Raw genomic sequence first — 16,683 nt, 5'->3', positions numbered from 1 at the left:
ACCGCGTGCCGGTGACGCGAGGTGGGTTGCCCGAGCGGCCTAAGGGAACGGTCTTGAAAACCGTCGTGGCAGCGATGTCACCGTGGGTTCAAATCCCACACCCACCGCCCAGGTCAGCGTAGGTGCTGGTCAGAAGGGGTGTCTCCGAGACGGAGGCACCCCTTCTGCGTTCAGCCTGTCTCACCCTGTCTCGCCGGTATCCCACTGTTGACCAGCGTGTACGGCCAACCTGTGGCCAGGACTGGTGCTGGCCTTGCTGGCGGACATGGGTGATATGTCGAGTACGACGAACTCCGCGCTCGCTGCCCCCAGAAGATGGTGACGCTGCTAGACGGAATGAGCGGCTGGAGCCCGGACCGGCGCCGTGGTGAGCGGTCCTTCACCCTTTCCAGTTCGGTATGGGCTGCCGATGGGGCTTGGTGATCCGTTTGATCTCGTACTCTGCCTGCTTGTATGCCTGGCGTTCGGTAAGGGCAGTACCGCTACAGGCGAACTCGCCGGTACGGATGTTCATGACAGTGAAGCTCCACGGAGCCCAGAGCAATTGGGCGCCGATCGTCTTGGTAATTTTGGCCACCTCGATGATGAAGTCGCTTCGCGGTGCGTTGGGGTAGCGCTTCAGTCGGGTCATGATTGACCATCCTGTTTGGTGCTGTGTCTCCAGTATGCGCATGTATCCCACCCACCACGCAGGTCACCGTAAGAGCTGGTCAGATGGGGTGCATCTCGATGAGAAGCACCCATCTGCGTTCAGCCTGTGTCGCCGGTATCCCACTGTTGACAAGGGCTACGGCCAACCTGGGGCCAGGATCCGGAGAAGTCAGGGTGCCAGCCGTTCGTCCGCCTGCTCGGCAAAGCCCTGGTCGATCAGCTCGTTCATCCGGTCCTCCTCTCCGTCCAGCACCTTGGCGTAGTAGCGCTGAAGTACGGCGATGCTCTGCCCCGCCCGGCGGGCGGTCTCTGCCAGGCTCACCCCGGAGCGGAGCCAGAAAGACACACAGGCGTGCCGCAGGTCGTACGGGATATGCGCGAGCGGGGAGGCCACCTGAGCCGACGTGAGGGCGCGGCGGCGCGCTTCCTTCCATACGGCGCCGTACTCCTGCGAACGGACAGGGCCACCGCGCACGGCGCGGAAGAGACGGCCGTCGTCCCCTGTGCCGAACTGCTCGATGTGCTCACGCAGTAGCAGCACGAGGACGGGCGGAATCGGCACGCGGCGGACGGTCTTTCGCGCGCGGTGCTTGAGCCCGCGCTCTTCGTACGGCTTTCCGTCGTCGGTCCAGCCAGAGCCCACCTGCGGCCGGGCGCCCGAAAGGTCGAGTCGGCCCCATCCGCTCTCGGGAAGGGTGCACTGGTTGACGCTCAGCACGGAGACTTCCTCCGGCCGCATGGCGGCGTAGTACATGCACCCGAAGAACGCGGCCAGGTGCTCGCCCCGGTGCCCCTGGCCGCGCACGGCCAAAGCCTGCCCGAGTTGCCGGGCCAGCGTACGGCCCCCTGAACATGCCCGACCCCAACCCGAACAGGACACCGGCCAAAGCCGCTCCGGCCGACCGCGAGGTCAACGCGCGCGCCTATCGTCAACCGTTGGGACAGGGACGGGACTTGATGCGTGCTGGCCCTGACGCTGGAGGGCTGCGCCGAGGACGGAGACGTAACGGGAACGCTGTCAGGCGACAGCCGGAAGAGCCCGAAGCCGCTCGCGGAACTCCCGGACGGACGGCACCGTTGCGTGCGGCCCCAGATAGGCGCTGAACTTCGTCAACCGGACGTACGCTCGGTCGGAGCGGACGCGGCTCTCCAGCAGCTCCAGGCCGACGGTGGCGGCTTCCAACGCTCCGTCCAGGTCCCTGGCGGCCAGCCGCGCCGTGGCAAGGCGGCCGGAGCGCACGGCTCGGTCGCGCGGGACTGCCTGGTCCACTGCCACCGCGAGGGCGCTGGTGGCGCGTTCGGGGAAGCCGGAGCGCAGCATGATCTTGCCCTCGGTGGACTTGAGCTGGGCCTCGCCGTACCAGCCGAGCCAGTCGGGGCGGTCGCCTTCGCGGTGGGTGCCCCACAGGTCGTAGGCCCGGTTGAGGGACTTGCCAGCCGCCTCGTGTTGGGTGTCCCTGGAGAGGGCCTCGGCCTGGTGGAGGTAGAGGTACGAGGTCGCCGCCGGCGGTAGGGCCGACGGGGCGTTGCCGATGGCGGTGTCGATCAGATTCACGCGCGCGGCCGTGTCGCCCGAGTCGGAGATGTGGACGCCCATCTCGGCCAGGATGAAGGCGCCGAAGCCGTCGTCCTTGGCGCTGTGGGCGCTGCGGAGAGCACCGACGTAGTAGCGCTGGCCGAGGGAGCGGAGGCCCTTGTCGTAGGCCATCCATCCGGCCAGGTAGGACACCCGGGCTGCCGTGGCGTACAGGCGGTGTTCGATGGCGTCGGTGTAGCGCCCGTGGTCGAGGAGGGTGGTGATCAGCGCGAGGTCGCTGGTGGCCTGGTCCAGGAGGCGGGCGCCGCCCATCTGGTCGTCGAGCGAGCGGAGGGTGTCCACGCGCGCTTCGATGGTGGTCACCATCGCGTCGGTGACGCGGTCGCCGTCGAATGCCGAGGCGAACGCCTCTGGTGCGGCTGCCCAGTTGGCCGCGACACCCGTCAGCGCGGCGCCGGTGATGGACAGGAAGCCCCGACGATCCATGTGGCCACTCCTGACCAGATCAGCGAATACCTTCACGGTGCCGGCCGGAGTCCATGGGGCCGCCAGAGCCGTCGACTCCCAGGCAGGCAGCCATCGCGGCCAGGCCGCTGAGCGTACGTGGTCCTCGGGGACGCCCAGCAGGTCGGCGAGCACCTGTTGCGTGTCCGCGTCGGGCGCCTGTCCCTGCTCCCACTTCCACACCGTCGTCCGGTTGGTGGCCAGTGGTAGGCCCATCTCGGCACCGCGTTCGCGCATGCGCCGAGCTAACTCGGCCTTGCCCCAGCCCTTGCCTTCTCGCACGTAGGTCAGCGGATGCAGAGCCGTCGGGTCAGACATCCCACCCCTCCCCTCAGGTTGGTAGTCAGGAGGCTACTCCGCGTGCGAGAAACGGGGGTTTCTCTCGCTGGAGAAACCCCCGAGAAACGTTCCGAGCCCGTGGTCCACGGCCGTTCACTGGGTCTCACGCCGTTCGGAGCTGAGCACCTGGGTAAACCGGCTCCCCCCGCCCTGCTCCGGACGGCTCCCAGGACAGCAGCCCGTCATCGGCGTCCCTGACGTGGGTGACGGGCTGCACCAGCCCCGAGGAGGTCTTGATGAGCCAGCCTCTGCCCCTCCGCACGCCTGGTGCCAGCGGACGACAGCACACGGTTCCCGAGCCGCCGACCGGTCCGAGCCCGGCCCTCCGCGCCCGTGCCGAGTCTGGATGGGAGAAGTTCCTCCGCCGCGTGTCGAACGCCCGTGAGGAGTCCGAGCAGTGAATCCGGTCGACGCCGAAGGCCGGGAGGCCCACCCCCTCCTTCACTGCCTGGTCCGTGACGTCGCGAGCCGGGGTGAAGGTGAGCTGACGGCAGTCGTCCACGAGACGCACGGCGGCCGGCTCATCCGCATCGCCCACATCCAGCCCGCGCGCGGCATCGCCTGGTCGACTGCGGCGGACAACATCGGGCCCGCCCGATGAGGCAGCGCCTCGCTGTCGTGGCCTACGTGATCGTCGTCAGTGCGCTCGTCGTCACGTTGGCCATCGCCGGAACCCCGGACCACTGAGAAACGGGAGGAGCACCGTGAGACGTACCGCGAACCGCGGCTTCAATCACAGCCAGGCCGTGACCGAGGAGTGGTTCCGCACCCGGGTTCTTCCCCGAGTATCTGGCGTGCGGTTTCTTCCCTACCAGGTTCGGCAGATGCGGAGCGAGCACCTACCCGCGATGCTGCGCGACGAGGACCGGAAGAACATGGCCCGTATCGCGGGTGACCTGATGAAGGTCTCCGCACGGTGGCGGTGCCTGCCCTTCCACTACTTCCGCTACGGCGGATACCGGCGCGAGGTGTCCGCCGAACGAGCCTGCTCGTACCTGCCGGAGGCGGCCCTGTTCCACCGGCTCCTTCCCCGCGTGAACCGGGACACGATCGACCTGGACGACAAGACGTCCTGCAAGAAGATCCTCGCCTCGGCCGACATCCCGCAGCCCGCACTGATCGCGAGCGGTGATCACCGCGCGGGTGTGACGTCCGACGGTGAGGCGGTGTCGCTGCCGGACGTCCTCGATCGCGTTTCCGGCTTCGGGCGCGTGGTGTTCAAGCCCTCCCGCTACTCCAGCGGTGGATCCGGCGTCGTGATCGTGCGGCCTGGCGAGGATGGCTTCGACCTCCCGGCCTACGCGCAGCGGTGGGGTACGTGGCTGGTGGAGCAGCACGTGCCGCAGCACCCCGACCTGGACGTGCTGAACCCGTACGTCCTCAACACGTTCCGTGTGATCACTCTGCTGCGTGAAGGCACGTCCGCGGTCCTCTACGTGATGCTGAAGCTCGGCGGCGCCGAGAGCACCACGGACAACTCGGCCGTGGGCGGCATGCAGATCCGTGTTCACCCCGACGGAAGACTCGACCGCCATGGCTACGACCGGTACTTGACCGCTCACACCCGCCATGGGGTCAGTTCGGTGGCGTTCGCCGACCGCCGGATCTCCCGCATGACGGAGGTCCGAGAGCTGGCCGAGCGTTGTGCCCGTCTGTTCCCGCAAGTGCCCTTCATCGGCTGGGACATCGCTCTCACGCCCGGCGGACCCGTGGTCATCGAGGGCAACAGCAGCCCTTCCCTCGCACACATCCAGCGCACCTACGGCGGCGTCGCGCCGGAGCTCGTTCCCGCGCTCCGCTCCGTGATGGATCGCCCGATCATCTGACCAGGGAGTTCCCGTGGAAAACCTGAGAATGCAGGCCCGCGCCGCGGCCGGGGGTCTGCTCGACACACTCAAGACGATGCCCGAGGTCCAGGCGCTCTACGTCCTGTCCTCCTCGGCGGTCGCCCCCCGCAACGTCACCCGGTTCAGCACCGACTCCGACTTCGACCTGGCCGTCATCCTCGATGTCCCGCTCAAGGAGGACGAGTGGAGGCCGCGGCCGGCGGACACCTACGCCCTGGTCCGCGACCGGCTCCCCGCCTGGATCCCGGAGTTCAGCTTCCACCTGCCGGTCCCCTGGGGACGCATGGAGGTCAACGTCCACCAGCTCCTGTTCCAGTACGAGGCCGACCCGCGCACGACGTGGAACAGCGACAAGTGCGATGCCTACGGGAACAAGGGCGAGCCGCTGCTCGACCGCGAGGACGCCTTCGGCGCGCTGATCTCCCACAAGACGCGGGAGCAGCTTGAGCGGCTGGAGGGCGAGACCCACCGGCTGTACAACCGGATCACCTGGGACGTGCGTGAGATCCCGCTGCGCATGGCGCGGCGGGTCGGGGTTCCCACGGGCCACTTCGTCCTGTCGGGGGCGCTGGATGAGGTCGTGGACTGGATGTACGCGCGATCGGGCTGGCTGCTGCCGAACATGAAGTGGAAGCTGTACTCCCTCGGAGCCCTCGGTCTGATCGGCGGCGAGCAGGAGAACCTGCTGATCGAGGCCCAGCAGTGCGACCCGCTGTCGATGGTCGACCTGGAGCGGCGGTGCGAGGCCCTGGGGGAGTTCTGCCGCACGGCTGGGATGGACCTCAGCCCCGGGGCGATCGAGGCCGTGCGGAAGGCGTACCAGCAGGCCAACCACCACCTCCTCGGGGGCGAGGCGGCGGTCTTCGCCGACCAGCCGTCTCCGCGATTCGTCCCCTTCGACGAGTGCGGCGGCTCCAGTTAGACGCTTATGTCCGGGCGTCAGTACGCTGCGTGATCCGCTTATACAGGAGGCATGATGTCGATCAAGGTCCACAACACGCTGACCGGCCAGACCGAGGAGTTCCGCCCCGAGCGGGAGGCCGAGGTGCGGATGTTCGTGTGTGGACCCACCGTCTACGGCCCCAGCCACGTCGGGCACGCGAAGACGTACACGCAGTTCGACTTCATCGCCCGGTACCTGGAAGCGAGCAGGTACAAGGTCACGTACCTCCAGAACATCACCGACGTGGACGACAAGATCATCCGACGGGCGGCGGAGGAGGGCGTCCCGCCGGAGGAGATCGCGGCCCTCTTCGAGAAGCAGTACCTGGAGGACATGGCCGCACTGGGGAACACCCGCGTCGACGTCCACGCGCGGGCCCACGACCACATCGACGCGATCGTGGACCAGATCAAGCGGCTGATCGAGCGCGGCCACGCCTACCAGCTCGATGACGGCTGGTACTTCGACCTGGCCTCGTTCCCGGAGTACGGCAAGCTCTCCGGCCGCACCGACCTGCGTCCCGAGGACTCGGTGTCGCGGATCGACGACAACGCCAGGAAGCGCAATCCGGGTGACTTCGCCCTGTGGAAGGGGCGCAAGGACGGCGAGCCGTTCTGGGAGACCGAGCTGGGCCCGGGCCGGCCGGGCTGGCACATCGAGGACACCGCGATCACCGAGACGTTCTTCGGGCCCTCGTACGACCTGCACGGCGGCGCAGTGGATCTGATCTTCCCGCACCACGAGGCCGAGGTCGCCCAGATGGAAGCCGCCTCGGGCATTGAGCCACTGGCCCGCTACTGGATGCACACCGGTCTGCTACGCGTCGACGGCGACAAGATGTCGAAGAGCACTGGCAACTTCCTCACCATCCGCGACGCCCTCACCCGGACGGACGCCCGGACCCTGCGCTACGCGTTCCTCTCCCAGCACTACCGCTCCTCCATGGAGCTGAACGACTCCACGCTGGAGCAGGCCCGAGGGGCCCGGCGCCGGGTCGAGAACTTCGCTCGGACCATCGATCCCGCCCACACCGATAGCCCGGCGAACACCGCCCGCGCGACCGACACCTGGAACGAGATGCGCGAGCGCCTGGACGACGACTTCGACACCCCTGGCGCCCTGGCCGTCCTCTTCCAGTACATCCGCGAGCAGAACCGCATGGACGAACCAGCCGGGCCGGCCGCCCTGCGGCTGATCGAGGACGTGAACAACCTCTTCGGAAGCTTCGACATCCCCGGCGCCGCCCAGAGCGACACGGCCGTCGAAGAACTCGTCAAGGAACGCGACCGGCTTCGCGCGGCGAAGAAGTTCGCCGAGGCCGACGTGATCCGCGAACAGCTCACCAAGCAGGGCTTCGTCCTTGAGGACTCGCCCGAAGGCACCCGTTGGTGGAAGGAGACCACCCCGTGACCTGGAAGAGCCGCTTACCGCTCGTCGTGGAGAGCGCCATCCCCCTCAGCCTCTGCGGAGTGCTGATGGACCACGTGAAGAACCAGACCGCCCGCCCGCGCACCTATCAGGGCGTCATCGACGAATCGCTGCGCAAGAGCGAGTACGTAGAGGTCCCGACGCACCTGGAGGAGGCGGTCTTCTCCCACTGTGCCGCACATGTCCGCGACCACTTCGAGGTCATCCCGAAGCGGATACCCACCCAGCCGGCGGTCGTCTACCGCTACGGCCCCGGCGTCGGCTTCGTCGCCCACCACGACGAGGTCACCGACATCGAGCGCGAACGGGCCAGGAGCAACGGACAGCCCATCGTCGGCGGTGACCTCACCCTCGTGGTCTGGCTGAACACGCCGGACTCCTACGGCGGCGGCGAGCTGTTCTTCGAGAACCCCGCCCAGGAGATCAAGCCCCCCTGCGGCAGCCTGGTCGCCTTCCCGGCCACCCGCGACCACACCCACGGCGTACGGCCGATCACGAGGGGCGAACGCGTCGCCCTTGTCGTGCGCACCGATGCCGAACGCCTTTGAGCACGGCCCACTTGCACTGCCAGAACGGGCAGCCCAGCTGCCAGGATGAGCGGCATGACAACGATCGACGGTGAGGTAGCGCCCGGGTTCGAACCGGTCCGCGAGGCGTTCATAGCGAACTTCACCCAGCACGGGGACATCGGCGCGGCCGTGTGCGTCTACTGGCACGGCCGGCCGGTGGTCGACCTGTGGGGTGGCGTCGCCGATCCCGAGACCGGCCGTCCGTGGACACGGGACACCCTGCAACTGGTCTACTCGGCGACCAAGGGAGCCACCGCGACCGCAGCGCACATGCTGGCCGAGCGCGGCATGCTCGACCTTGACGCGCCGGTGGCGAAGTACTGGCCGGAGTTCGCGGCGAACGGCAAGGCGGACATCTCCGTTCGCTGGCTGCTGTCCCACCAGGCCGGCTTGGTCGCCCTGGATCAACCACTCCCTCTGTCGGAGGCGTTGGCCTGGGACCCCTTGGCAGCAGCGCTGGCGGCCCAGCGCCCGCTGTGGACTCCGGGCACTGCACACGGGTACCACGGACGGACCTGGGGATGGCTGGTCGGCGAAGTGATCCGCCGAGTCTCCGGCCGCTCGCCGGGCCGCTTCTTCGCCGACGAGATCGCGCGCCCCCTCGAGCTGGACTTCTTCATCGGCCTGCCGGCGAGCGAACGCGATCGAGTGAGCCGCATGGCGTACCGGCGACCGGCCGTAGACCTTACGACGGTGCCGGCCGAGTCGATTCCCGAGGAACTCCGCGAACAGGTCGCTGCCTGGCGCGACCCGAATTCATTCAGCAACCGGGCGTTCGCGGTCACCGACCCTGCCGTGATCGACTTCGATTCGCCGGAGGTGCAGGCCGCAGAACTCCCGTCCTCCAACGGCATCGGAACCGCGCACGCACTCGCCCGCATGTACGCCGCGCTGATCGGCGAGGTCGACGGTGTGCGCCTACTCGCCCCGGAGACCTTGGCGTCGGCGACGAAGGAGCAGGCCAGCGGGAAGGACCAGGTGTTGGTGATCCCGAGCCGATTCAGCACGGGCTACATGCTCCCCACCGAGGGCAACCTCATGACCGGCCCGAACGCCTTCGGCCACACCGGCCGTGGTGGCTCACTTGCCTTCGCGGATCCCGAGCACGGCATCGCCTTCGGCTACGCGATGAACCACATCATCAGCGGGTCTGACGATGTACGCGCGTCTATGCTCGCCGAAGCGGTCCGGAATTCGCTGGCATAAGCGACCTCTCTCGAGCCAGACCCAGTGGACCAGGTGTGGACCGCCAGCAGCGGCGAGGGGCCCCGAGGGCGGGGAACAAGCAGGTCAGGCACGACACAAACACTTCCCGCAGCACCCTCTTGAAAACCGTCGTGGCAGCGATGTCACCGTGGGTTCAAATCCCACACCCACCGCCAAGTCGGTGAAGTAGCAGTTCAGAAGGGGCGTCCCGCTTCCGGGAGGCCCCTTCTATGGTGAAGGCCCGCGCCTGCCCGTTCTGGGTAGGAGCGACGGCTTACGCGCGCGACGGACTAGTTGGAATTGGGAATGGCCAAGCCGCCGCCGGTCGGGCGGGGGCTTCAGGGCTGGTTGGATGGCCGGTGGGGAATGCGGCAGTCAGCCGAGCACGGGCACCGGGTGGCCAAGGGAGTCGAGCCAAGCGGTGTGCCGGCCGTCCGGAGTCACGGACATGCCGAAGCGTTCCGGGCCGGGACTGCCAACGTGGCTCCACCAGTCGTAGGCTGCCTCCACCTCCGACCATAGGCCGCGCGGGCCGTGCTCCCACACCATGAACCGCTCATCGGTGTGCCCGTCCCAGTCGACAGCCGCCCACGAAGCCCCATCAGTGGTCGCCAGCCACAGGCGCGAGGCCACCCCCTCCACACCGGGGCTTTCGTGCCACGTCCGCCAGACATCGCGAAGCTGGAGTCCGAGGGCGAACTGGGCAGCCCAGTCATCCCCGGTTACCGCCCACGGGGACAGGCGCGTCTCCGACTCGCGCGGCACATGCTCATCGCGGACAACGTCTCGGTAGATACGCAGGTCAGTGCGCTGGTCGCGCATCAGCATGAACGACGAGTGCGGGTGGAATCGCCCCCATGCATTCCTCTCGCGCGTCATCTCCAACCGCAGCAGGCCGTAGCAGAACCAGGGGGTTTCCCACGGAGTGAGGATCATTCCTCCCGGCTGAGTCTGCGCCAGCCAGGCGGGGGGCACCGACCGCACCGAGCAGGTGGAAATGATCCGGTCGTACGGTGCGCCGGGCGCGTAGCCGGCCGATCCGTCGCCGCAGACCACGTGCGGGTCCAGGCGAACGTTCATCACGTTGACCGCCGCTTGCATCGACAGCGCCGGGTCCACCTCCATGGTGATCACCTGATCACCGCCCAGGCGGTGGGCCAGCAGCCCGGCGTTCCATCCGGTCCCTGTGCCGATCTCCAGAACGCGATGGCTCGGCAGCGGATTGAGCATGTCGAGCATCCGCAGCACGATCGAGGGAGCAGAGGCCGAGCAGGAAGGCCAGCGCTCCCCCTCGTCGGGGTCCTCGCCATCGTTGATCTGCGTCACCACCGGAGCATCCGCGTACGCGGCCCGCAGCCACGTCTCCGGGGCCACGCCGCGCGTGAGACTCGCTGAGCGGCGCAAAGTCCTGGGCTACAGTCAAGAAACCTTCGCCCAGTTGCTCGGCGTCGACCGCACCACGGTCGGCCGTTGGAGAGCGGTAAAAATGTGCCTCAGCCGCCGTTACGACCCAAGCTCGCTGAGGTCCTGCAAGTAGACCTTGCCGAACTGGACGTCCTGGTTGCGCAGCCACAAACCCCAGCCCAGGACTCCGCGGGGACGCCGCACACCAACGACTACGGCTCGGGGTACACCGAGGAAATGATCCGACGCGAATTCCTGCGGGCTATAGCGGTAACCGGAGCACTCGCGACCCTGCCCGCCGATGACACCGGAGCTTTTGACGACGCCGCCCGTCGAGGCACTGCCTCCGACTTCCTACGCATGAACGGTCACCTCTGGCAGGTGTACCAGCTCGCACGCTCCAAGCGTTCCGTGCGCCCCATAGTGGGCGAGCAACTATCCGCCTTGAACAGAACGTTGGCCGGTCGGTCCGACGCCGAGGTGCAGCCGCTGTGCACCGCTGCCGGCGACCTCTTCCAGCTCGCGGGGGAACTCGCCTTCGACAGCAACCGCTACACGGACGCCGCCGCCTCATATGCCCTCGCGGCGTCGGCAAGCAAGGAGGCTGGAGCGTTCGACCTTTGGGCTTGCGCCCTCGTGCGGCATGCATACGTTGACGTGTACGAGCACCGCTTCAAAGAGGCCGCAGATCTGCTGTCGGCAGCCGAGAGGGTCGCCAGGCGGGGAGACAGCTCATTGGCCACGCGGCATTGGGTCGCATCCGTTCAGGCCGAAGCCCATGCAGGCTTGGGTGACCTGGTTGCCTGCGAGCGTGCGCTTGATGAGGCAGAGAAGGTCATGCATCTTGCGGGGCCCGGACACAACGGCGGATGGCTCCGTTTCGACGGTTCGCGACTGGCTGAGGAGCGCGGTGCCCGATACGTACAGCTCGGCCGTCTCGACCTCGCTGAGCGGGCCCTGAAAGCAGCGTTGGCTCAGGGCGCATTGGCCCAGGGGCAATCGTTCCGCCGCCGAGGAGTCGTCCTGGCGGACCTGGCCGCCATCGGAGCCAAGCGGCTCGATCCTGACCAAGTCATCACTTTCGGCCGCGAGGCCCTGGCCCTCGCGCGGGAATCTTCCTCCGGATACGTCGCCCGTAGACTCCAGACGCTACGAGCTGAGTTCGGCCCGCTGGCCAGCGATAGCCGTGTGGCCGAGCTCGCGGCAGACATCGGTGCTTTGAGCAAGACGTGACGAGAGGGGTAGGCATGTCGCAGATCGAGGGCGCACGGGTGTTCCGAGAGGCGTGGATCGCGGGTGTCCTAGAGCACTTCCCTGGCGAACCGAAGCCCAGCTACATCACCCCTTGGGAGGAAACACCCGAGTGGGAACGTGAGGCCGCTGGTTCTGTGTATGAGCAGGTGCGCCAGTTCCTCGATCTCAGCAATGGCCATGCGTCGCGTCTGTCACGCGAGCAGAAGGGCCGGTTCGTCGCGACCTGCTGGACCGCGCAGATGTTCAAGCACTTCGATGACCCCAAGCCGGGGTATGTGGCGGACTGGCCGGATCTGCCGGACTGGCAGAAGGAGACCGACGCGGACATCTTCGGGGCGATCGAGAAGTCTCTGCACTGAAATTGCTCTGTGACGCCTCTACCGGTCTTCAGCACCCTCTTGAAAGCCGTCGTGGCAGCGATGTCACCGTGGGTTCAAATCCCACACCCACCGCCAGGTCGGCGAAGTAGCAGTGCAGAAGGGGCGTCCCGCTTCCGGGGCGCCCCTTCTGCATGGGCTGTGTCTCACCTTGACCAGGCATTGGGGGCCATGTGTGGGCCCACGACTGCACCAATTACCAGCGGGGCGAGGAACAGCGCTACGACCTGACGCTGAGCCGTGCGTCCGGCCGGTGGTTCGTCGCGATCGGGGAGAACCCCGCGGGACGCGAGAAATCACCGGCTGCCACTGCCAAGCCCTGAGAGACGGGCGGCGGAGGCGATCGTGGCACGGGCTTCGCGTTCGGTGAGGCCCGTGTGGACGGCCGCTTCTGTGAGCGCGTCCGCGAGGGCGTCGCCGATGCCGTTCTCGTACGCGCGGCAAGCGGCCCAGAAGAGGCGGGTGTTGCGCTGGCCTTCGTGTGCCGCCCGTACGAACTGGACCAGGCCGTGGCCGCTTCCGGGCCCGCCGGCGGGGTGGTGCGCGGGGGAGTGCGGGCGCGCGGGGGGCGCCAAGAGGCGGAGCAGTGCGCTGGGGCACGGGGCCGGCGCGAGATGGCCGGTGCCTGGCGCGGTGCGGTAGACGCCGTGGGTGGTGAGCGAGCCGGGGCCCACCAGGTAGCCGCCGGTGCCGCGGATGTCGATGCCGGGGGCCAGGCGGCTCGCGGAGTTCGGGACGACGACGTCCGGCGGGCCGGTCAGCCAGATGTGGCGGCCTCCGCTGGGAGTGAGGACGACGACGGTTTCCGGGATCGTGAAGAGGTGCCGCAGCGCCAGGTGCTGGAGGGCTGTGGTGGAGTCCGTGCCGGAGGCGGGGTTGGTACCCGTGCCGGTGTCCGTCTTGGTGTCCAGGTCTATGCCGATGAGGCGGTACGGGGGGCGGCCGCAGGCGATGCCGTAACCGGTGGCCCAGGGGGCGGCGGCGAAGAGGGCGCGGACGGTGGCCGGGTCGGTGGTGGCGTCGTGGACGCCGTGCCCCGCGCGCCCGCACTCGCCCCGGCACAGGTGCGGCTCCGGGTCGTCGCGGTGCGGGGAACGCAGGGCGGGGAGCTTGGTGCGGGACAGGGGGATGACGGGGAGCCCGCGCTCGGCGGCGGAGAGAGCGTGGGCGAGGGCCAGGGTGGCGGCACGCCGGTCGGAGATGGCCATGGGTTCATTTTCGTACGTGTGTTCGAGGAAGGGAAGGGGGTGGATTGGCTGAATATGTACGGGAACGCTTTTCCCTTGCGGGGCTGGGGGTGCTGTCGGTAGGAGGGGCTAGCTGGGGATTTGGGGGCGTGAAGGGTGTTTATCGACATGTCATCACGCTTGAGGGCGAATAAGTGCCTTCGGGCGCTTCGCCGGGGATTCGGTGGGCAATTCTGATCTCGCGACGTCGTCACCATCGCTGAGGCAGTCGGCCAACTGCCCCGGAACAAGGCGCACTTACCGTTCCCTGGAGGAATGCACATGGCAAGCATCCGTACCGCTCGCATCATCGCCGCTGTAGCCGCCCTGCCCCTCGCGGCCGCCCTTTTCTCGGGCGCTGCCGTCGCGCACAACGGTTCCTTCGCGAGTAACGGATCGAACGCGGCCGTGGCCACGGTCGGCGGAAGCGGTGTCAGTGGCTTCAACGGCGGCAACTCGACCACCACGCAGCAGGTGGCGACGGGTCCGGGTGCCTCGAACCAGAACAACACGGCGAGCGTCAACGGCTCGGGCTTCACGGTGATCGACCAGGACAACGAGACCGTCAATGTGAATTTCGCGCAGCTCTGGTGAGCCGTGGACCGGCTGGGGTCTGTGTTGCGGGGTGAATGACTGCCTGCGCGACGGCGCTTGTCGCCGTTGCGCAGGCCGTTCCCGTTTCTGGCCGCGCTGTTGCCGTTGCCTTGACAGGCGGATGGAACTGACGGACAGTCAGAAACTGTTTTGGATCGGGCCGCTCGTGCGGTGCGCTCGGGAGGCCGAGGGGGTGGCGATGAACGCGGACATGAATGCGGACATGAATGCGGACGGGCGGCTGAAGGCCTTCGAGGGGCGGGCGGCAGTGGTCGCGGGGGCCGGGAAGGACCCCGTCAACGAGCCGATGATCAGGCACTGGTGCGAGGCGATGGGAGATACCGCGCCGGCGTACTCCGGTCCCGGCGCGATCGCCCCGCCCACGATGCTCCAGGCCTGGACGATGGGCGGCCTGTCCGGGCATACGGGCAGGTCGGCGGCGTACGACGAACTGCTCGCGCTGCTGGACGGCGCGGGGTACACCTCGGTGGTCGCGACCGACTGCGAGCAGGAGTACGTGCGGGATCTGCGGCCCGGGGACCGGATCACCTTCGACGCGGTGATCGAGTCCGTGTCGGAGCGCAAGACCACCAAGCTGGGTACGGGGCACTTCGTCACGACGCGGATGGATGTCCGCGCGGACGGGGAGCCGGCGGGGACGCACCGCTTCCGCATCCTCAAGTACGCACCGGCCGGGCGAGGACGGGAAAGAGGACGCGAAGGCACGCGCGAGGGCGAACGCGAAGGCGGGCGCGAAGGAGGACGTAAGGGGGGAAGCGAGCGGCCCCGGCCCGTCGTCAACCGGGACAACGCCGGGTTCTGGGACGGGGTGGCCCGGCACAGGCTGCTGATCCAGCGGTGCGAGGGGTGCGGGGCGCTGCGGTTTCCCTGGCTGCCGGGCTGCGGGGCCTGTGGGTCGCCGGAGTGGGACACGGTCGAGGCGAGCGGGGTGGGGACGGTGTTCTCGTACGTCGTCATGCATCATCCGGCGTTCCCCGCCTTCGACCCTCCGTACGCCGTTGGGCTGATCGAGCTCGCGGAGGGCGTGCGCATGGTCAGCAACGTGGTGGGGGTGCCGTACGACAAAGTGCGGATCGGGATGCCCGTTCGGCTGGAGTTCCTGCGGGTCGACGAGGAGTTGGAGCTGCCGGTCTTTCGGCCGGCCGAAGGCGGCGGAGGCGGCGGAGGGAAGGAGGAGGAGCCGGTATGAGGGTTGGGCACGAGTTGCCGGCGCTGGAGATCCCGGTCACCCGCACACTGATCGTCGCGGGCGCCGTCGCCTCCCGCGACTACCAGGACGTCCACCACGACGCCGAGGCCGCGCGGGCGAAAGGGTCGCCCGACATCTTCATGAACATCCTCACGACCAACGGCTTGGTCGGCCGGTACATCACCGACCACTTCGGCCCCGGCGCCCGGCTGCGCGCGGTGAAGATCCGCCTGGGGGCGCCGAACTACCCCGGCGACACCATGGTGCTGACCGGCACCGTCACCGCCCTCGACCCGGACGGCACGGCCGAGGTGCGCGTCGTCGGCGCCAACGGGCTCGGCCACCACGTCACCGGCAAGGTGACCGTCACAGTCGCGGGGGAGGACTCGTGAGCGTACGCAGCGCCGATGCGCTCGGCGGGAAGGCCGCGATCGCGGGCATCGGGGCGACCGAGTTCTCCAAGGACTCCGGGCGCAGCGAGCTCAAGCTGGCCGTCGAGGCCGTACAGGCCGCCATCGAGGACGCCGGGCTCTCCCCCGCCGACGTCGACGGCATGGTCACCTTCACGATGGACACCAGCCCCGAGATCACCGTCGCCCGGGCGGCCGGCATCGGCGAGCTGTCGTTCTTCTCCCGCGTTCACTACGGCGGCGGCGCGGCCTGCGCCACTATTCAGCAGGCCGCACTCGCCGTGGCGAGCGGGGTGGCCGAAGTCGTCGTCTGCTACCGGGCGTTCAACGAACGGTCCGGCCGCCGCTTCGGGTCGGGCGTGCAGCACAGGGAGCCTTCGGCCGAAGGAGCGGCCCTCGGCTGGAACCTGCCGTTCGGGCTGCTCACCCCCGCCTCCTGGGTCGCCATGGCCGCCCAGCGCTACCTCCATACGTACAACCTGGCGCCCGACGTCTTCGGACACGTCGCCGTCACCGCCCGCCGGCACGCCGCCCGCAACCCCGCCGCGTACTTCTACGAGCGGCCCATCACCCTCGACGACCACGCCGCCTCGCGCTGGATCGTCGAACCGCTGCGGCTCCTCGACTGCTGCCAGGAGACCGACGGCGGGCAGGCGCTCGTCGTCACCTCCCGCGAGCGGGCCGGAGACCTGCCGCACCCGCCCGCGGTGATCGTCGCCGCGGCGCAGGGCGCCGGGCGCGGCCAGGAGCAGATGACCAGCTTCTACCGGGACGGCCTGACCGGCCTGCCCGAGATGAACGTGGTCGCCCGGCAGCTGTGGCAGACCTCGGGGCTCCGGCCGGACGACATCGATGTGGGCATCATCTACGACCACTTCACGCCGTTCGTGCTGATGCAGCTGGAGGAGTTCGGGTTCTGCGGGCCCGGTGAGGGCGCCGGTTTCGTGGCCGAGGACGCGATGCCGCTGAACACGCACGGCGGCCAGCTCGGCGAGGCGTACCTGCACGGCATGAACGGCATCGCCGAGGCGGTCAGACAACTGCGCGGCACGTCGGTGAACCAGATACCGGGCGCGGCCACCTCGCTGGTGACGGCAGGCACCGGCGTTCCCACGTCCGGGTTGATCCTCGGCGCGGATGGCTGACTGCGGAGTGTGAAGAGCGTCGGTGCGGCGCGGGACCCG

At 68.4% G+C, this 16,683-nt stretch carries 17 protein-coding genes and 1 tRNA gene; 13 read left to right on the top strand and 5 right to left on the bottom strand.

Annotated elements, in window-relative coordinates:
* Positions 1-20: 20 nt before the first annotated feature.
* Positions 21-107: transfer RNA gene (locus tag J7E91_RS14880), tRNA-Ser, on the top strand.
* A gap of 272 nt (positions 108-379) precedes the next feature.
* Here J7E91_RS14880 and J7E91_RS14875 read toward each other — a convergent pair.
* The 3 genes from J7E91_RS14875 to J7E91_RS14865 form a co-directional block, all read right to left on the bottom strand.
* A complete protein-coding gene (locus tag J7E91_RS14875) occupies positions 380-631 on the bottom strand; it encodes a hypothetical protein (protein ID WP_214903678.1) in 252 nt (83 codons plus the stop codon).
* A gap of 189 nt (positions 632-820) precedes the next feature.
* Positions 821-1,456, bottom strand: a complete 636-nt coding sequence (locus J7E91_RS14870; protein ID WP_214903676.1) for a site-specific integrase — start codon at positions 1,454-1,456, stop codon at positions 821-823.
* 213 nt (positions 1,457-1,669) lie between these two features.
* On the bottom strand, positions 1,670-3,010 hold the full coding sequence (locus J7E91_RS14865; RefSeq protein WP_214903674.1) for a helix-turn-helix transcriptional regulator: 1,341 nt from the start codon (positions 3,008-3,010) through the stop codon (positions 1,670-1,672).
* A 418-nt stretch (positions 3,011-3,428) separates the two neighbouring features.
* On the opposite strand from J7E91_RS14865, the gene J7E91_RS14860 reads away from it, so the two are divergent.
* The 6 genes from J7E91_RS14860 to J7E91_RS14835 all read left to right on the top strand — a co-directional run bounded on the left by J7E91_RS14860 (position 3,429) and on the right by J7E91_RS14835 (position 9,024).
* Complete coding sequence (locus J7E91_RS14860) at positions 3,429-3,632, top strand: hypothetical protein (protein WP_214903672.1); 204 nt, start codon at positions 3,429-3,431, stop codon at positions 3,630-3,632.
* 223 nt (positions 3,633-3,855) lie between these two features.
* Complete coding sequence (locus J7E91_RS14855; RefSeq protein WP_214903670.1) at positions 3,856-4,857, top strand: sugar-transfer associated ATP-grasp domain-containing protein; 1,002 nt, start codon at positions 3,856-3,858, stop codon at positions 4,855-4,857.
* A gap of 13 nt (positions 4,858-4,870) precedes the next feature.
* Positions 4,871-5,800, top strand: a complete 930-nt coding sequence (locus J7E91_RS14850; protein WP_214903667.1) for a hypothetical protein — start codon at positions 4,871-4,873, stop codon at positions 5,798-5,800.
* Between the two features lie 51 nt (positions 5,801-5,851).
* Positions 5,852-7,231, top strand: a complete 1,380-nt coding sequence (gene cysS / locus J7E91_RS14845; RefSeq protein WP_214903663.1) for a cysteine--tRNA ligase — start codon at positions 5,852-5,854, stop codon at positions 7,229-7,231.
* Positions 7,228-7,797 carry a 2OG-Fe(II) oxygenase gene (locus tag J7E91_RS14840; RefSeq protein WP_214903660.1) on the top strand — a complete coding sequence of 190 codons (570 nt, stop codon included), beginning with the start codon at positions 7,228-7,230 and terminating at the stop codon, positions 7,795-7,797. The genes cysS and J7E91_RS14840 overlap by 4 nt, the downstream gene beginning before the upstream one ends.
* 54 nt (positions 7,798-7,851) lie before the next feature.
* Positions 7,852-9,024 (top strand): serine hydrolase domain-containing protein, encoded by a 1,173-nt coding sequence (locus J7E91_RS14835; protein WP_214903657.1) that lies wholly within the window; start codon positions 7,852-7,854, stop codon positions 9,022-9,024.
* Positions 9,025-9,399: 375 nt separating this feature from the next.
* Here the strand turns inward: J7E91_RS14835 and J7E91_RS14830 are convergent, their stop codons facing one another.
* Positions 9,400-10,350 carry a methyltransferase gene (locus tag J7E91_RS14830; protein ID WP_374224708.1) on the bottom strand — a complete coding sequence of 317 codons (951 nt, stop codon included), beginning with the start codon at positions 10,348-10,350 and terminating at the stop codon, positions 9,400-9,402.
* A 144-nt stretch (positions 10,351-10,494) separates the two neighbouring features.
* On the opposite strand from J7E91_RS14830, the gene J7E91_RS14825 reads away from it, so the two are divergent.
* Both J7E91_RS14825 and J7E91_RS14820 read left to right on the top strand, forming a co-directional pair.
* Positions 10,495-11,661, top strand: a complete 1,167-nt coding sequence (locus tag J7E91_RS14825) for a transcriptional regulator (protein ID WP_374224707.1) — start codon at positions 10,495-10,497, stop codon at positions 11,659-11,661.
* Positions 11,662-11,675: 14 nt separating this feature from the next.
* Positions 11,676-12,041: a hypothetical protein gene (locus J7E91_RS14820; RefSeq protein ID WP_214903651.1), complete on the top strand. Its 366-nt coding sequence runs from the start codon at positions 11,676-11,678 to the stop codon at positions 12,039-12,041.
* Between the two features lie 314 nt (positions 12,042-12,355).
* Here the strand turns inward: J7E91_RS14820 and J7E91_RS14815 are convergent, their stop codons facing one another.
* Complete coding sequence (locus J7E91_RS14815) at positions 12,356-13,267, bottom strand: bifunctional DNA primase/polymerase (protein WP_214903648.1); 912 nt, start codon at positions 13,265-13,267, stop codon at positions 12,356-12,358.
* Between the two features lie 300 nt (positions 13,268-13,567).
* On the opposite strand from J7E91_RS14815, the gene J7E91_RS14810 reads away from it, so the two are divergent.
* From J7E91_RS14810 to J7E91_RS14795, 4 genes are all read left to right on the top strand, one after another.
* Entirely contained in the window at positions 13,568-13,879 is a 312-nt protein-coding gene (locus J7E91_RS14810) for a hypothetical protein (protein ID WP_214903644.1), read from the top strand.
* Positions 13,880-14,078: 199 nt separating this feature from the next.
* Positions 14,079-15,089: a bifunctional MaoC family dehydratase N-terminal/OB-fold nucleic acid binding domain-containing protein gene (locus J7E91_RS14805; protein WP_251015673.1), complete on the top strand. Its 1,011-nt coding sequence runs from the start codon at positions 14,079-14,081 to the stop codon at positions 15,087-15,089.
* Positions 15,086-15,481: a MaoC family dehydratase gene (locus J7E91_RS14800; RefSeq protein WP_214903641.1), complete on the top strand. Its 396-nt coding sequence runs from the start codon at positions 15,086-15,088 to the stop codon at positions 15,479-15,481. The genes J7E91_RS14805 and J7E91_RS14800 overlap by 4 nt, the downstream gene beginning before the upstream one ends.
* Complete coding sequence (locus tag J7E91_RS14795) at positions 15,478-16,644, top strand: lipid-transfer protein (protein ID WP_214903638.1); 1,167 nt, start codon at positions 15,478-15,480, stop codon at positions 16,642-16,644. Before J7E91_RS14800 ends, J7E91_RS14795 begins: the two co-directional genes overlap by 4 nt.
* Positions 16,645-16,683: the final 39 nt, after the last annotated feature.

The sequence above is a fragment of the Streptomyces sp. ISL-99 genome, from assembly GCF_018614005.1.
In the GTDB taxonomy this organism is placed as follows: Bacteria; Actinomycetota; Actinomycetes; order Streptomycetales; family Streptomycetaceae; genus Streptomyces; species Streptomyces flavidovirens.
Note: the sequence above shows the minus strand (reverse complement) of the source record. Positions and strands in the feature narration are given on the sequence as shown.

Excerpts from the sequence above, each read along its gene's own strand:
- J7E91_RS14820 (WP_214903651.1), top strand. The coding sequence starts at position 11,676 with ATGTCGCAGATCGAGGGCGCACGGGTGTTCCGAGAGGCGTGGATCGCG.
- J7E91_RS14800 (WP_214903641.1), top strand. The coding sequence starts at position 15,086 with ATGAGGGTTGGGCACGAGTTGCCGGCGCTGGAGATCCCGGTCACCCGC.
- cysS (WP_214903663.1), top strand. The coding sequence starts at position 5,852 with ATGATGTCGATCAAGGTCCACAACACGCTGACCGGCCAGACCGAGGAG.
- J7E91_RS14875 (WP_214903678.1), bottom strand. The coding sequence starts at position 631 with ATGACCCGACTGAAGCGCTACCCCAACGCACCGCGAAGCGACTTCATC.
- J7E91_RS14855 (WP_214903670.1), top strand. The coding sequence starts at position 3,856 with ATGCGGAGCGAGCACCTACCCGCGATGCTGCGCGACGAGGACCGGAAG.
- J7E91_RS14835 (WP_214903657.1), top strand. The coding sequence starts at position 7,852 with ATGACAACGATCGACGGTGAGGTAGCGCCCGGGTTCGAACCGGTCCGC.
- J7E91_RS14810 (WP_214903644.1), top strand. The coding sequence starts at position 13,568 with ATGGCAAGCATCCGTACCGCTCGCATCATCGCCGCTGTAGCCGCCCTG.
- J7E91_RS14805 (WP_251015673.1), top strand. The coding sequence starts at position 14,079 with ATGAACGCGGACATGAATGCGGACATGAATGCGGACGGGCGGCTGAAG.
- J7E91_RS14815 (WP_214903648.1), bottom strand. The coding sequence starts at position 13,267 with ATGGCCATCTCCGACCGGCGTGCCGCCACCCTGGCCCTCGCCCACGCT.
- J7E91_RS14865 (WP_214903674.1), bottom strand. The coding sequence starts at position 3,010 with ATGTCTGACCCGACGGCTCTGCATCCGCTGACCTACGTGCGAGAAGGC.